The organism is Pseudomonas sp. FME51, assembly GCF_014897305.1.
Window position 1 is genome coordinate 381,057 of record NZ_JABUYN010000002.1, and the last position, 15,217, is coordinate 396,273.

General features: G+C 57.6%; 12 protein-coding genes and 3 tRNA genes. 14 read left to right on the forward strand and 1 reads right to left on the reverse strand.

Annotated features, from left to right (window positions below):
- Positions 1 to 170: 170 nt before the first annotated feature.
- The 13 genes from INT39_RS06195 to INT39_RS06255 all read left to right on the forward strand — a co-directional run bounded on the left by INT39_RS06195 (position 171) and on the right by INT39_RS06255 (position 14,272).
- Positions 171 to 1,157, forward strand: a complete 987-nt coding sequence (locus INT39_RS06195; RefSeq protein WP_193072863.1) for a GlxA family transcriptional regulator — start codon at positions 171 to 173, stop codon at positions 1,155 to 1,157.
- 65 nt (positions 1,158 to 1,222) lie between these two features.
- Positions 1,223 to 2,437, forward strand: a complete 1,215-nt coding sequence (locus tag INT39_RS06200; protein ID WP_193072864.1) for an aspartate aminotransferase family protein — start codon at positions 1,223 to 1,225, stop codon at positions 2,435 to 2,437.
- Positions 2,438 to 2,453: 16 nt separating this feature from the next.
- The gene (locus tag INT39_RS06205) at positions 2,454 to 3,476 is read left to right on the forward strand and encodes an arginine N-succinyltransferase (protein ID WP_193072866.1); all 1,023 of its coding nucleotides are present in this window, start codon (positions 2,454 to 2,456) and stop codon (positions 3,474 to 3,476) included.
- Positions 3,476 to 4,522, forward strand: coding sequence for an arginine N-succinyltransferase (gene astA, locus INT39_RS06210; protein WP_193072868.1), 1,047 nt, complete (start codon positions 3,476 to 3,478; stop codon positions 4,520 to 4,522). Before INT39_RS06205 ends, astA begins: the two co-directional genes overlap by 1 nt.
- A gap of 129 nt (positions 4,523 to 4,651) precedes the next feature.
- The gene (alaS, locus tag INT39_RS06215; RefSeq protein ID WP_193072870.1) at positions 4,652 to 7,273 is read left to right on the forward strand and encodes an alanine--tRNA ligase; all 2,622 of its coding nucleotides are present in this window, start codon (positions 4,652 to 4,654) and stop codon (positions 7,271 to 7,273) included.
- An 81-nt stretch (positions 7,274 to 7,354) separates the two neighbouring features.
- A complete protein-coding gene (locus tag INT39_RS06220) occupies positions 7,355 to 8,596 on the forward strand; it encodes an aspartate kinase (RefSeq protein WP_193072871.1) in 1,242 nt (413 codons plus the stop codon).
- A 215-nt stretch (positions 8,597 to 8,811) separates the two neighbouring features.
- Entirely contained in the window at positions 8,812 to 8,997 is a 186-nt protein-coding gene (gene csrA, locus INT39_RS06225) for a carbon storage regulator CsrA (protein WP_193072873.1), read from the forward strand.
- Between the two features lie 60 nt (positions 8,998 to 9,057).
- Positions 9,058 to 9,148: transfer RNA gene (locus tag INT39_RS06230), tRNA-Ser, on the forward strand.
- Positions 9,149 to 9,246: 98 nt separating this feature from the next.
- Positions 9,247 to 9,323: transfer RNA gene (locus INT39_RS06235), tRNA-Arg, on the forward strand.
- A gap of 151 nt (positions 9,324 to 9,474) precedes the next feature.
- Complete coding sequence (mgtE, locus tag INT39_RS06240) at positions 9,475 to 10,881, forward strand: magnesium transporter (protein WP_193072875.1); 1,407 nt, start codon at positions 9,475 to 9,477, stop codon at positions 10,879 to 10,881.
- 160 nt (positions 10,882 to 11,041) lie between these two features.
- Complete coding sequence (locus tag INT39_RS06245; RefSeq protein ID WP_193072877.1) at positions 11,042 to 11,293, forward strand: OadG family protein; 252 nt, start codon at positions 11,042 to 11,044, stop codon at positions 11,291 to 11,293.
- Positions 11,294 to 11,337: 44 nt separating this feature from the next.
- Positions 11,338 to 13,125, forward strand: coding sequence for a sodium-extruding oxaloacetate decarboxylase subunit alpha (gene oadA / locus INT39_RS06250; RefSeq protein ID WP_193072879.1), 1,788 nt, complete (start codon positions 11,338 to 11,340; stop codon positions 13,123 to 13,125).
- A gap of 10 nt (positions 13,126 to 13,135) precedes the next feature.
- Positions 13,136 to 14,272, forward strand: a complete 1,137-nt coding sequence (locus INT39_RS06255) for a sodium ion-translocating decarboxylase subunit beta (RefSeq protein ID WP_193072881.1) — start codon at positions 13,136 to 13,138, stop codon at positions 14,270 to 14,272.
- Between the two features lie 107 nt (positions 14,273 to 14,379).
- Here the strand turns inward: INT39_RS06255 and INT39_RS06260 are convergent, their stop codons facing one another.
- A complete protein-coding gene (locus INT39_RS06260) occupies positions 14,380 to 14,697 on the reverse strand; it encodes an Arc family DNA-binding protein (protein WP_413468902.1) in 318 nt (105 codons plus the stop codon).
- Between the two features lie 318 nt (positions 14,698 to 15,015).
- On the opposite strand from INT39_RS06260, the gene INT39_RS06265 reads away from it, so the two are divergent.
- Positions 15,016 to 15,092: transfer RNA gene (locus tag INT39_RS06265), tRNA-Arg, on the forward strand.
- Positions 15,093 to 15,217 lie beyond the last annotated feature (125 nt).

Consider the following 15,217-nt stretch of genomic DNA (forward strand, 5'->3'; position numbering starts at 1 on the left):
GTGGAAGTTTGATGAGAGGGAGACATTATCGCGATGTCTCCCTTTTTTTATTTCCGTCGTCTGCGCTCCGGTGTCACAGGTCGCGGCATGTGGCACAATGCAGCACTGAATTTGAATCACGGGATCAGACGGGAACATGGGCGCGTTTACTGCCACAGGCGGATCGTCGGATGACAGCTGAGTCGCGTCGCGTGGCATTTCTGCTGTGGCCTGGCTGCCATCCAGCAATCATGATGCCGGCACTGGCGGTGCTGCGTTCGGCCAATCGCATGGCCGAGACTGATCATTATCTAGTGGACTGCTACACCATCGACGACCAGCCGATACTGTCACCGGAAGGCTGGCAGTTGCCGGCGAGACGTTGGGGTGATGCCCCGGAGGCTCTGTCACATTTGTGGCTGGTGGCCGATGCGGATCGGTTGCCCGGTTCGCTCAGTCCCGCTCTGGTGTTGCAACTGCGTTCTCTGGCGCGTGATGGGGTGACCCTCGGTGGTCTTGAAGAAGGGGTTTTTCCACTGGCCATGGCCGGCCTGCTGGATGGTCGCAAATGCGCGGTGCATTGGCGCATGCTGGCAGAGTTTCAAGAACGGTTTCCCATGGTGCAGGCCGGCACGCGACTGTTTGAACAGGATGAGGGGCGGCTGAGCAGCAGCGGTTGCGCCATCACTGACCTGTTTCTGACCTTGGTCGGTGAACATCACGGTGCGGATCTGGCAGCCTTGATTGCCGAAGATCTCAACGTTGAACGCGTTCGCGACGGTGGCGAGCAGCAGCGGGTGCCCTTGCGCAACCGTTTGGGCAGCACGCATCCCAAGCTCACCCAGGCGGTGATCCTGATGGAGTCGAATATCGAGGAGCCGCTGACGACCGATGAGATCGCCCGGCATGTATGTGTTTCCCGGCGGCAGCTGGAACGGATCTTCAAACAGTATCTGAACAGTGTGCCGTCGCAGTATTATCTGGAGCTGCGCCTGAACCGGGCGCGGCAGATGCTGCAGCAGACCAGCAAATCGATCATCCAGATCGGTCTGTCCTGCGGTTTTTCATCAGGACCGCACTTTTCCAGTGCCTATCGCAATGGTTTCGGAATCACTCCCCGCGAGGAGCGAAACCAGTATCGTGCTCTGCAGGCGCAGGATCGTCGGGCCACCCTATAAAGCCGGCATGCCAGGTGTGCCGCATTCATTATCCGCCCCAGGGCGAACACAGGAGAGTTGCAGGAATGTCGCAGTCAATGCAGGTCAATCGTGCCGATTTCGATCGGTTGATGATGCCCAATTACGCCCCCGTGGAGATGGTGCCGGTGCGCGGTGATGGTTCGCGCCTGTGGGATCAGCAGGGCCGCGAATACATTGACCTGGCTGGTGGCATTGCAGTGAACTCTCTGGGGCACGCGCATCCTCAATTGGTAGAAGCACTGACCGAACAGGCGCAGAAGCTCTGGCACGTCTCCAATATCATGACCAATGAGCCGGCGCTGCGTCTGGCTGGCAAGCTGGTGGCGGCGACATTTGCCGACAAGGTGCTGTTCGTCAACTCCGGCGCCGAGGCTAACGAGGCGGCGTTCAAACTGGCTCGGCGCTGGGCGCATGACAATACCGGCGCGGACAAGCACGAGATCATCGCCTGCAGCAACAGCTTTCACGGTCGGACGCTGTTCACTGTCAGTGTCGGTGGCCAGCCAAAGTATTCGCAAGGTTTTGGGCCGGCGATTACCGGTATCAGCCATGTGCCCTATAACGATATCGCTGCTCTTGAAGCGCAGATGTCCGAGCGCACCTGTGCTGTTGTGGTTGAGCCGGTACAGGGTGAGGGCGGGGTTATCCCGGCCTCCGTCGAGTACCTGAAGGCCGTGCGGGCGCTGTGTGACAAGCACAATGCCTTGTTGATCTTCGACGAAGTCCAGAGCGGAATGGGGCGTACCGGCAAGCTGTACGCTTATATGCACAGCGGCGTGGCTCCGGATATTCTGACCAGTGCCAAGGGCATCGGTGGCGGCTTCCCGATAGCGGCCATGCTGACCACCGACCGGGTTGCGCCTGCGCTCAGTGTCGGCACCCACGGCAGTACCTATGGCGGCAACCCTCTGGGTTGTGCGGTTGCAGAGCGGGTGCTGGATATCATCAACACGCCGCAGGTACTGGATGGTGTCGGCGAGCGTCAGGCTCAGTTGACCGCCGGCCTGCGTATATTGGCAGACGAATTCGGCGTGTTCTCGGAAATTCGCGGTCAGGGGTTGCTGATTGGTGCTGTTCTCTCTGAACGCTGGCATGGTCAGGCCGGCCAGGTAATGAAGCTGGCGCAGGAAGAGGGGCTGCTGGTGCTGCAGGCCGGTGCCGATGTGGTGCGGCTGGCGCCCAGTCTGATCATCCCCGAGGCGGATATTCGTGAAGCGCTCGGACGGTTACGTGCAGCTCTGCTGCGTCTGACCAAGTAAGCTCAGGAGGTTTGTCATGCTCATCCAGCGGCTGTGTACCCTCGCCGATCTGCCTGAAATAGAGCGTCTGGCGATTGCCAGTCCGGTGGGGATCACCTCCCTGCCGGCAGACGTTGAGCAGCTCTCGACGATCATTGAGGGTACTGAAGCCGCAATGGATGAGACGGTCACCTTTACCGGGGAAGAGCGTTATTTCTTTGTGTTGGAAGACCTGGAAACCGGTCGTCTGGCCGGATGCAGCAGCATCATGTCAGCCGCCGGTTTCAGTCAGCCGTTCCACACCTTTCGCAACGATATCTTTGTTCATGCTTCCCATGAGCTTGGACTGCATAACCGGACGCACGTCTTGTCGCTGTGCCATGACCTGACCGGTCACAGTCTGTTGACCGGTTTCTATCTGGACTCAGCCTGGAAGGGGGACTATTCCACCCTCAAGCTCAACGCCTGCGGTCGCTTGTTGTTCATGGCGTCGCACCCGCAGCGCTTTGCCGAATCCACGGCGGTGGAAATGTCCGGAATCAGTGATGAGCAGGGCAATGCACCGTTCTGGGACGGTCTGGGCCGCCACTTCTTCGATGTTGACTATCTTGAGGCTGAACGCCTGGGCAGCAATCATGGGCGCGGCAGGCTGGCCGAGCTGATGCCGGGTTATCCGATCTATGTGGCCATGTTGCCGGATGCGGCGCAAGAGGCGATTGGTCAGGTGCGGCCGGCGTCGCAGATGGTGTATGAGATTCTCATGCAGGAAGGCTTCGAGACCGAAAACTACGTGGATATCTTCGATGGTGGTCCTGTAGTTCAAGCCAAGACCGCCGAGCTGACCTCGGTACGTGGCAGTGAGGTAGCGACGGTGCGCATCGGTCAGCCGGGCCCGGTTACCCGCAACTGGTTGGTGGCCAACGAACGCATACGGGATTTTCGTGCCTGTCTGTGCGATCTGGCCTGGCAGCCGGGCGAGCCGCTGACGCTGGATGCTCGGATGGCTGACCTGCTGAAAGTAACCGAAGGTGACACGCTCAGACTGATTGGAGGTGCCTGATGCTGGTACGCGCGGCACGGATGGGTGATTTGCCGGCCTTGCTCGAACTGGCGTCGGACGCCGGCTCGGGATTGACCAGCCTGCCAGCCAGCGAAGAGCGGCTGAGCCGGCGACTGCAGGCCGTAGCGGCCAGTTTTGCCGGTGGTCTGCCTGCGGAAGATGCTGACTACCTGTTCGTATTGGAAGATGCCGACGGTGAGGTGGTGGGTACCAGTGGCATGGTTGCCGCGGCCGGCATGCGCGAGCCATGGTACAGCTATCGGGTTGGACTGACGGTGACTGCCAGTCGGGAGCTGAATGTCTATCGACAGCAGCCGACCTTATTTCTGAATAATGATCTTACCGGTGCGACGGCGCTATGCTCCCTGTATCTGAATATGCCTCATCGGCACAGCCTGAACGGGCGCTTGTTGTCCAAGGCACGGTTCATTCACATGGCGGAATTCGCCAGTGATTTTTCACCGCGGGTGATGGCGGAAATACGTGGTCTGTCGGATCGGCAGGGCCGCTCGCCATTCTGGGATAGTCTCGGTCGCCATTTTTTCCGCATGGATTTTGCCCGTGCCGATTACCTCTCCGGCATCGGTAGCAAGGCGTTCATCGCCGAGATGATGCCGAAATTCCCGCTTTATACCTGTTTTCTCAGTCCGGAAGCGCGCGATGCCATTGCACGTGTGCACCCCGATTCGGAGCCGGCACTGGCCATGCTGACTGAGGAAGGTCTGCATTATCAGGGCTATATCGACATATTCGATGGTGGTATCACCATCGAGGCGCCACGCAACCAGATTCGCAGCATCAACGAAAGTCAGCTGCTGATATTGGCAACCGGCACCCCCGGTGACGACGCGCAGACCTGGCTGATACACAACCGTGAGCGTGAGAACTGCCGCATTACCGCAGCTGCCGGACGCGTCGCTGCAGGTACGCTGGTCGTGGCGCCGGAAACGGCCGAGCTGCTGCGCCTGCGCGCCGGTACGCCAGTGCGCGCGGTGGCGTTGGTAGGCGGGCCGGGGAGCGTTGTCGATCCCTATGCGCCGCGCTGAACCTGACTGCTATTGCAGCGATAGACAGAATCGAACCTGTAGCATGATGCACGCTGTCTTGCTATGCCTATATAATGATGATCTTTGCCTGGCGTGAGCCTGGCCGACCTGATCCGTGATAAGGGACCTATGAAAAGCGCTGAGATCCGAGAAGCCTTCCTTCGCTTCTTTGAAGAGAAGGGGCATACCCGAGTTGCCTCCAGTTCGCTGGTGCCGGCAAACGACCCGACGCTGCTGTTTACCAATGCCGGGATGAACCAGTTCAAAGACTGCTTCCTGGGACTGGAAAAACGAGCCTATACCCGCGCCACTACCAGCCAGAAATGCGTGCGGGCCGGTGGCAAGCATAATGACCTGGAAAACGTCGGCTACACGGCGCGTCATCACACCTTCTTTGAAATGCTGGGCAACTTCAGTTTCGGCGATTATTTCAAACGTGATGCGATCTTCTATGCCTGGGAATTTCTGACCTCGGACAAGTGGCTGAACCTGCCCGGTGAGAAACTCTGGGTAACTGTCTACGCCAGTGACGATGAAGCCTACGATATCTGGACTCGCGAGGTCGGCGTGCCGGCAGAGCGCATGGTGCGTATCGGTGACAACAAGGGCGCGCCCTATGCCTCCGATAACTTCTGGGCCATGGGTGATACCGGCCCATGTGGTCCGTGCAGTGAAATCTTCTTCGACCATGGCGATCACATCTGGGGCGGCCCGCCGGGCAGTCCGGATGAAGACGGTGATCGTTACATCGAAATCTGGAATAACGTGTTCATGCAGTTCAACCGCACGGCTGATGGCGTGATGCACCCGCTGCCGGCTCCGAGTGTGGATACCGGCATGGGGCTGGAGCGCATCAGCGCGGTGTTGCAGCACGTCAACTCCAACTATGAGATCGATCTTTTCCAGAGCCTGCTGAACGCGGCTGCCGGTGCCATTGGTTGCGCCAATGAAGGGCAGGCTTCGCTGAAGGTTGTGGCCGACCATATCCGCTCCTGCAGCTTCCTGATTGCCGATGGCGTACTGCCATCCAACGAGGGTCGTGGTTACGTATTGCGCCGGATCATTCGTCGTGCCTGCCGGCATGGCAACAAGTTGGGCGCGACCGGCACCTTCTTTCACAGGATCGTTCCGGCTCTGGCTGCCGAGATGGGTGATGCCTTCCCTGAACTGAAGGCGCAGCAGGCGCAGATCGAGCGCGTGCTGAAAACCGAAGAAGAGCAGTTTGCCAAGACGCTCGAGCAAGGCCTGAAGATCCTCGAACAGGATCTGGCAGTGCTCAAGGGCAGCGAGATTCCCGGTGATGTCGTATTCAAGTTGTACGACACTTACGGCTTCCCCATGGATCTGACTGGTGATATTGCCCGGGAGCGTGATCTGACCATCGACGAGGCCGGCTTTGAAGTGGCCATGCAGGCCCAGCGTGAGCGTGCTCGGTCGGCCAGCCAGTTCGGTCTTGACTACAATCAGGTAGTCAAGATTGACGGTGAGACCCGTTTCGACGGTTACACAGCAACCGTTGGCTCTGCGCAGATTGTGGCTCTTTATCGTGATGGCCAGGCGGTCGACAGTCTGGATGAGGGCCAGTCGGGTGTCGTGGTACTGGATCAGACCCCTTTCTATGCCGAGTCTGGTGGGCAAATAGGTGACACCGGGTATCTGGACAGCGCCGGAGTGCGTTTTGATGTACGTGACACCACCAAGGCCGGTGGTGCCCACCTGCACCATGGTGTGGTGAGCAAGGGTAGCCTGCACAGTGGAGCCGCTATCCGCGCAGTAGTGGATGACAGCGTACGCGAGGCGATCAAGGGTAATCACTCGGCGACACACCTGCTGCATGCAGCGTTGCGTCAGGTGCTGGGTGAACATGTGCAGCAGAAAGGCTCGCTGGTCGACAGTCAGCGACTGCGTTTTGACTTCAGCCACTTCGAGGCCATTCGCCCCGAGCAACTGCGTGAGCTGGAGCAGATCGTCAATCAGCAGATTCGTCACAACTCTGCCGTCGAGATTGAAGTCACCAACATTGAAACGGCCAAGGCCAAGGGCGCCATGGCGCTGTTTGGCGAGAAATATGGGGACGAAGTGCGCGTGCTGACCATGGGCGGCGGCTTCTCCGTCGAGCTGTGTGGTGGTACGCACGTTGCTCGTACCGGTGATATAGGCTTGTTCAGGATTATCAGCGAAGGCGGTATCGCTTCCGGAGTGCGTCGTATCGAGGCGATTACCGGTCAGGCCGCGCTGGACTGGGTGAATCAGTCCGAAGATCAGCTGCGCCAGGCGGCACAACTGGTCAAGGGTTCGCGTGACAATCTGCTGGATAAACTGGCTGCGGTTGTCGATCGCAACCGTCAGTTGGAGAAGGATCTGGAACAGCTCAAGGCCAAGGCGGCCAGTGCCGCGGGCAATGATCTGGCGGGTGAGGCGCAGCAGCTGGGCGGTATGAAAGTGCTGATCAAGCGTCTCGACGGTCTGGATGGCAAAGCACTGCTGGCATTGGCCGACCAGTTGAAGAACAAATTGGGCTCGGCAGTGATTCTGCTCGGTGGCGAGCTGGACGGCAAGGTAGTGCTGGTAGCCGGCGTTACCAAGGATCTGACGACCCGGGTCAAGGCTGGCGACCTGATTCGCACCACGGCGCAGGCAGTGGGCGGGAAGGGCGGTGGTCGTCCGGATATGGCGCAGGGTGGCGGGACTGAGGTTGCGCTGCTGGACGCTGCACTGACCAGCGCAGCCGAGTGGGTTGCGCAGCAGTGACAACAAAGAGGGTCGGCCGCCGGTGGCGGTCTGACACAAGGTCGGGATAACCGATTACGGCATTGGGAGTTGGTGCAACACATGGCACTTATTGTCCAGAAGTTTGGTGGTACCTCGGTCGGCAGCGTAGAGCGCATTGCCCAGGTGGCCGAGAAAATCAAGGCGTGCAAAGCTGAGGGTCATGATCTGGTCATCGTGGTTTCCGCCATGAGCGGTGAAACCAACCGCTTGATCGGTCTGGCGCGGGAAATCAGCGCCGAACCCGATCCGCGGGAAATGGACGTGATCTTGTCCACCGGTGAACAGGTGACCATCGGCTTGCTGGCAATGAAGCTGAACGCTATCGGTGTACCTGCCGTCTCCTATACCGGTGCTCAGGTTCGCATTCAAACCGACAACGTTTTTGGCAAGGCGCGCATTCAGCATATAGATGAAGGCAGACTGCGCGCTGAGCTGGGCGCCGGCAAGGTGGTGATCGTCGCCGGGTTTCAGGGTATGGATGAGCAAGGCAATATCACCACACTCGGTCGTGGCGGCTCGGATACCACAGGGGTGGCCCTGGCGGCGGCGCTGAAGGCTGACGAGTGCCAGATCTATACCGATGTCGATGGTGTCTATACGACCGACCCGCGGGTGGTTGAAGGGGCCCGTCGCCTGGAGAAGATCACTTTCGAGGAAATGCTCGAAATGGCCAGTCTTGGCTCCAAGGTATTGCAGATCCGGGCGGTCGAGTTCGCCGGCAAATACAACGTGCCACTGCGTGTGTTGCACAGTTTCAAAGAGGGTCCCGGGACCCTGATTACCCTTGAGGAAGACCTTTCAATGGAACAGCCCGTCATCTCCGGCATAGCGTTCAATCGTGATGAAGCCAAACTGACCATCCGCGGCGTGCCGGATACCCCCGGCGTGGCTTACAAAATTCTGGGGCCGGTCAGTGCGGCAAACATCGAAATCGACATGATCGTGCAGAACGTGTCCAAGGATCAGACCACCGACTTCACCTTTACCGTCAATCGCACTGATCAACGACGCACGGAAGAAATACTGAACAAGGTCGCCGCTGAGATCGGTGCGCGTGAAGTGGCCGGTGACAGTGCCATTGCCAAGGTGTCTATCGTTGGCGTTGGTATGCGCTCCCATGCGGGCGTGGCCAGCAAGATGTTCGAGGCGCTGGCGCTTCACGGTATCAATATCCTCATGATCTCCACGTCGGAGATCAAGATTTCCGTGGTTATTGACGAAAAGTACCTTGAGCTGGCCGTGCGCACCTTGCACTCGGCCTTCGAATTGGATGCGCCCGAGCAGGATGCCGATCACATTTGATGGAAAACTTTACGGGGTGGCCGTATGGTCACTCCGGTGGGTACGGTTTCTGGCTGTCGTGCCCGCGTGTTGCTTCAGGCCAGCATGAATTGCCCTTTCGACATCGAACGCACGGTGTTGGTTGTGGTCACATTCATGCAAGCTTGACGGCTGACAGGCAATAAGCCGGTTTTATCGCAGAGCTGTGTCCTGATTATTGAGCAAGGAGAAATGGAATGCTTATTTTGACTCGACGGGTTGGTGAGACCCTGATGGTAGGTGATGAAGTAACGGTAACTGTGCTGGGTGTGAAGGGGAATCAGGTGCGTATTGGGGTCAATGCCCCGAAAGAAGTGGCCGTTCACCGTGAAGAAATCTACCAACGCATCCAGAAGGAAAAAGAAGATGCACCAAATGATTAATTTTCTTAAATTTTTCATTGCATTAGCGAAGCCGCGCGGTTAATATTCTGCGCGTGTTACGGAGAGGTGGCCGAGTGGCCGAAGGCGCTCCCCTGCTAAGGGAGTACATCTCAAAAGGGTGTCGAGGGTTCGAATCCCTCCCTCTCCGCCACTTTTTGTGTATAGGTTGTCAAGTGTTAAGTTCTTGAAATTTAAAGAAAAAAACATTTGACAAGAAGTTGAAAGCCTATATACTACGCAGCAAGAAACGCACTCGTAGCTCAGCTGGATAGAGTACTCGGCTACGAACCGAGCGGTCGGAGGTTCGAATCCTCCCGAGTGCACCAAACGGAAAAACCCACTGCTAACCCAGTGGGTTTTTTTTCGTCTCCTGAAAAGCAGTCATCATGTCTGCGCAAAGCCTGCCAGACTGAACCTGGGTTCGTTGTAGCTTGGTGTGGCTGCGCCTCACCCTCTGTCTTGCTGGAGGACGCCCCAATGTCAGAGCTGAATAGAAAGTCTCCAGAGCGCTTGCAGGACCGTGTCGAGCAGGTACTGCAGCTGTTGGCGCAGCACAGGCCGGCAGATGCGTTGACGCAGCGGAGCGATGGCACTACGAGCCAGGTTGAGCTGCAAGGCCTGCTGGCTGAATTGCATCCGGCAGATGTCGCCTATATCCTCGAATCCCTGCCGCTCGATGAGCGCCTGGCTGTCTGGCAGCTGGTCCGGTTTGATCGCGACGGCGATATTCTGCTGGAAGTGTCTGACGCGGTACGCGAAACCCTGATTGCAGATATGGATAATCAGGAAATCATTGCTGCCGCCAATATGCTCGATGCTGACGAGTTGGCAGATCTGGCGCCGGACCTGCCGCGTGATGTGGTCCGGGATCTGATGGACATGCTGGATGCTCAGCAGCGTGAGCGGGTCAGATCCGCATTGTCCTACGATGAAGACCAGGTTGGCGCACTGATGGACTTCGATATGGTGACCATTCGTGATGATGTCACCCTGGAAGTTGTCAGTCGTTATCTGCGGCGCTTCGATATGCTGCCCGACCATACCGACAAATTGTTTGTCGTCGATAACGACGGACGATTGCAGGGCGTGCTGCCCATCAAGAAGCTGTTGGTGAGCTCGTCGGACGCGATGGTCGCGGAGGTGATGGCAGCCGATCCGGTAATCTTTGATCCGCAGACCCACGCCAGCGAAGCGGCTCAGGCATTTGAGCGTTATGACCTGGTAACGGCGCCGGTAGTGGACGTTGACGGAATATTATGTGGCCGTCTGACGGTTGACGACGTGCTTGACTACATACGCCAGGAAAGCGAAACCGAAGTGCTCAACTCGGCGGGCCTGCGTGAGGAAGAGGATATTTTCGCCTCGGTCTGGAAGTCCGTACGCAACCGTTGGGCCTGGCTGGCGGTAAATCTGTGTACTGCCTTGATTGCCTCCCGGGTCATCGGTCTCTTTGAAGGCGCGATCGAGCAGCTGGTGGCGTTGGCCGCGCTGATGCCGATTGTTGCGGGGATCGGAGGCAACTCCGGTAACCAGACCATCACCATGATCGTTCGAGGCATCGCCACTGGCCAGGTGCAGGTGTCACATGGTCGCCGTCTGCTGCGCAAGGAAGCAGGGGTCGCGATGATAAACGGCGTGTGTTGGGGGGCGGTACTGGCCGTTATCGCATTCCTTCTATATGGCAGCATTGCACTGTCAGTCGTGCTGATGGTGGCCATGTTCCTGAATATGCTGCTGGCTGCGCTGATGGGTGTGATCATTCCATTGGCCAGGTTGCGCACCGGCGGAGATCCTGCGCTGGGCTCCAGCGTATTGATTACCGCGATCACCGACAGCGGCGGTTTCTTCATCTTTCTTGGGTTGGCGACCTTGTTCCTGCTCTAGTCCGGTCGGCGCATCGTCCGTCCCGTTGATTGCCATGCATGTCACATCAGGATACATTAGACCGGTTTTGACACGGCGGAGTGGAGTCTCGTTCCGTCAATATTCCGAAGGCGCGTCCACTTGAGTGGTGCGCTTTTTTGATACTGGAGATACAAGAATAATGACTTCTTCCGAGTTGCTGATGGAAGGCGTTGAGCTGATGGTACTGGGTGTGGGCACGGTGTTCGTCTTTCTGATCCTGTTGGTTGGTTTCATCAATCTGATGTCCTTCGCTGTCAATCGCTGCTTTCCCGAGGCTGCGCCTGTTGTCAGCACGCCAAAACGCATGGCCGCCACCGCTCAACCAGTCGATTCCGAATTGCTCGCTGCCATAGGTGCGGCTGTCAGCCAGCATCGTGCGCGCCGAACCTGACAAAAAGCTCTTATAAAAAACTACAGAGAAAAGGCCATATATTTATGACCGACCTGAAGAATCAACCATTAGGTATCACTGATGTAATCCTGCGCGACGCGCACCAATCCATCCTCGCTACCCGCATGCGTCTCGACGATATGCTGCCGATTGCCGGCAAGCTGGATCAAGTCGGCTTCTGGTCGGTCGAGTCCTGGGGCGGTGCGACCTTCGATTCCTGTATTCGTTATCTCGGTGAAGATCCCTGGGAGCGTATTCGAGCATTGAAGAAGGCCATGCCCAACACCCGCCAGCAGATGCTGCTGCGTGGTCAGAACCTGTTGGGTTATCGTCACTATGCAGATGATGTTGTTGAGAAGTTCGTCGAGCGCGCTGCGGACAATGGTGTGGATGTGTTCCGTGTATTCGATGCGATGAACGATCCGCGCAACCTGGAGACCGCGCTCAAGGCCGTCAAGCAGGTTGGCAAGCATGCGCAGGGTACGATTTCCTACACCACCAGCCCGGTGCATACGCTGGAAATGTGGGTTGATCTGGCCAAGCAGATTGAAGACATGGGCGCCGAGTCTCTGGCCATAAAAGATATGGCCGGCATTCTCAACCCCTATGTTGCATTTGATCTGGTAACGCGCCTCAAGCAGACCCTGAGCATTCCGGTGCATATGCAGTGCCACGCGACCGCCGGGCTGTCCACTGCAGCCATCCTCAAGGCGGCTGAAGCGGGTATCGATAACGTTGATACCGCCATTTCCTCCATGTCGATGACCTATGGCCATTCGCCGACTGAATCCGTCGTGGCCATTTTCCAGGATACGGCACGTGATACGGGGCTCAATCTGGAATTGCTGGAAGAGGTCGCCGCCTATTTCCGCGAAGTGCGGAAGAAGTACGCCAAATTCGAAGGCAACCTCAAGGGTGTGGATTCGCGCATCCTCGTGGCTCAGGTGCCGGGTGGCATGCTGACCAACATGGAAAGCCAGCTCAAGGAGCAGGGTGCCGGTGAGAAGTTCGACGAGGTGCTGGCGGAAATCCCGCGCGTGCGTGAAGACCTGGGCTTCATCCCGCTGGTCACACCTACCTCACAGATTGTCGGCACACAAGCGGTCATCAACATCCTGACCGGTGAGCGTTACAAATCCATCACCAAGGAAACTGCAGGCATACTCAAAGGCGAGTACGGCGCCGCTCCGGCGCCCTTCAACGCTGAGCTGCAGGCACGTGTGCTGGATGGCGCAGAAGCGATTACCTGCCGTCCGGCGGACCTGTTGGAGCCGGAAATGGACAAGCTGACCCTGGAGCTGCGCAACCTGGCAGCGGAGAAGGGCATCAAGCTTGCCGAGAATGATATTGATGATGTTCTGACCTACGCCTTGTTTCCACAAATCGGTCTGAAGTTCCTGGAGAATCGAGGTAATCCGTCCGCTTTCGAGCCGGTACCAACCGGCTTGGAACAGGCGCCGGCCAGCGGTCAGCCAGGCGAGCCGGGTGTTTACACTGTGACGATCAACGGCAAGGACTTCGTGGTTCAGGTAGCCGATGGCGGCGATATTACCGGTATCAAGCAGTTGGGTGACGTGACTCCGACGGCAGCCAGTGCTGCTCCGGTTGCAGTTGGAGGTGGTGATCCGCAGGTGGCCCCGCTGGCCGGGAATATCTTCAAGGTGCTGGTGCAGCCGGGTGAGCAGGTGGATGAGGGCGATCTCGTCATGATTCTCGAAGCCATGAAGATGGAGACCGAGATTCGCGCCATCAAGTCCGGAGTAATCGGTTCGGTCAATATCAAGGTCGGCGACGCTGTATCGGTCGGTGATACCTTGCTGACCATCGGTTAAGGAGAGCCAAATGGACAAGCTTTCCCAGCTATGGCACACCACCGGGCTGTATCATATGGCGCCCGGCCAGCTGCTCATGATCATTGTGTGTCTGTTTCTGATCTACTTGGCGATTCGCAAAGGCTTCGAGCCGCTTCTGCTTATTCCCATCGGTTTTGGTGGCGTTCTGGCCAACCTGCCGGTGGCGGGTATGGCGGAAGTCGGTGGTCTGCTGAGAATCATCTATGACGTCGGCATCCCAACCAGTGTGTTCCCGCTGCTCATCTTCATGGGTGTGGGTGCAATGACCGACTTCGGTCCCATGCTGGCCAATCCGCGTACTCTGCTGCTGGGGGCAGCAGCCCAGGTCGGTATCTTCGGCACTCTTCTGGGTGCATTGGCATTGACTGCATGGGGGATTCCCGGGTTTGAGTTCACGCTGCGCGAAGCTGCTTCCATCGCCATCATTGGTGGTGCGGATGGGCCCACGTCGATCTTCGTGACATCAAAACTGGCTCCGGATTTGCTGGGACCGATTGCGGTTGCGGCCTATTCCTATATGGCGCTGGTGCCTCTGATTCAGCCACCGATAATGCGCGCGCTGACGACGGAGAAGGAGCGGGCCATCGTGATGACCCAGCTGCGGCCTGTCAGCAAGATCGAGAAGATCGTTTTCCCGTTGGTGCTGTTACTGCTCATCTCGCTGTTGCTGCCTGATGCTGCTCCGCTGGTCGGGATGCTCTGCTTCGGCAACCTGATGCGCGAAAGTGGTGTGGTCGAGCGTCTGGCTGATACCAGCCGCAATGCTCTGATCAATATCGTGACCATCGGTCTGGGTCTGGCGGTAGGCTCCAAGCTGTCTTCGGAGTCCTTTCTGCAGCTCAAGACGCTCGGCATCCTGGTGCTGGGTATGGTTGCCTTCTGTGTGGGGACGGCCGGCGGTGTATTGATGGCCAAGCTGATGAACCGGTTCAGCAAGCACTCCATCAATCCCTTGATCGGTTCTGCTGGCGTATCGGCGGTGCCGATGGCCGCCCGCGTCTCCAATAAGGTGGGTCTGGAGGCGAACCCGCAGAACTTCCTGCTGATGCATGCCATGGGGCCCAACGTGGCGGGTGTTATTGGTTCGGCGGTGGCGGCGGGGATTCTGCTCACCTTCGTCAGCTGACCTTATATTCAGCCGAAAAAAACCCCGCCCAGGTAACTGAGCGGGGTTTTTGTTATTACAGTCGGGGCGGGAGATACCGGCAGGGGCTTTCGGCGCCTGCCGGGTGATCAGCCCTGCTCGTTTGCCAGCAGAGCAATCAATGCATTTTGCTGGCGGCGGCTCATTTCTCTGAAGCGCAGGAGCAGTTCCCGTTCTGGATGATTCAGGTCTTCCAAGCGCTGCTCATTGAGAGTCTGGCGCGTTGGTTGTTCGGGCAGACTTGGAAGATCCAGCATGCTGTGTTCCAGTCGTGCGATGATCTCCGAGTTCATGCTGCGGTGGTGTTGCTTGGCAACTTCGGCAATGCGATCGCGCATGCCTTCGGGAAGACGAACAACGAACTTGTCAGCTGTCCGGCTGGTGTAGTGCTGAAGTGCTGTTTTCATGGGCAACAATTATCGCTTTGGCTAATGAATCGATCCCGGCCAGTTGGAATCCGCATGGCTTCCTGCCATCCAAACCGCCATCTCGTCAGGACTTGGAAAAATCCCTGACACATTGACAATGGATAAGAGCATTTTGCTCAACTTTTATACCCATTTTTTTCAATGGCTGACAAAGTGCCGGAATTACGTCTTATTTTCGTGATGGGTTTCCGGCGCTGGCCATTTGAGATCGAACTTTGGCAGCATTTGTCAAGGTGGTCAAGTCCCGTTGGGTTCGGGTATTATGCGCAGCACAAAACTGATGCCTTTCGGTCATCTGCGCTTGTAGCTCAGCTGGATAGAGCAACCGCCTCCTAAGCGGTAGGTCCCCGGTTCGAATCCGGGCTCGCGCACCACTTCCCTCAGTACCTGTTCCTGACTTCGCTCGTTTCCGGGCGTCGTGGATGCGTCTGCAGCTGCTATCCTGTGTAACGAATGAGTCTTGTCGGACAGCGCCATCATTGTCATGTTTGCCGCATTG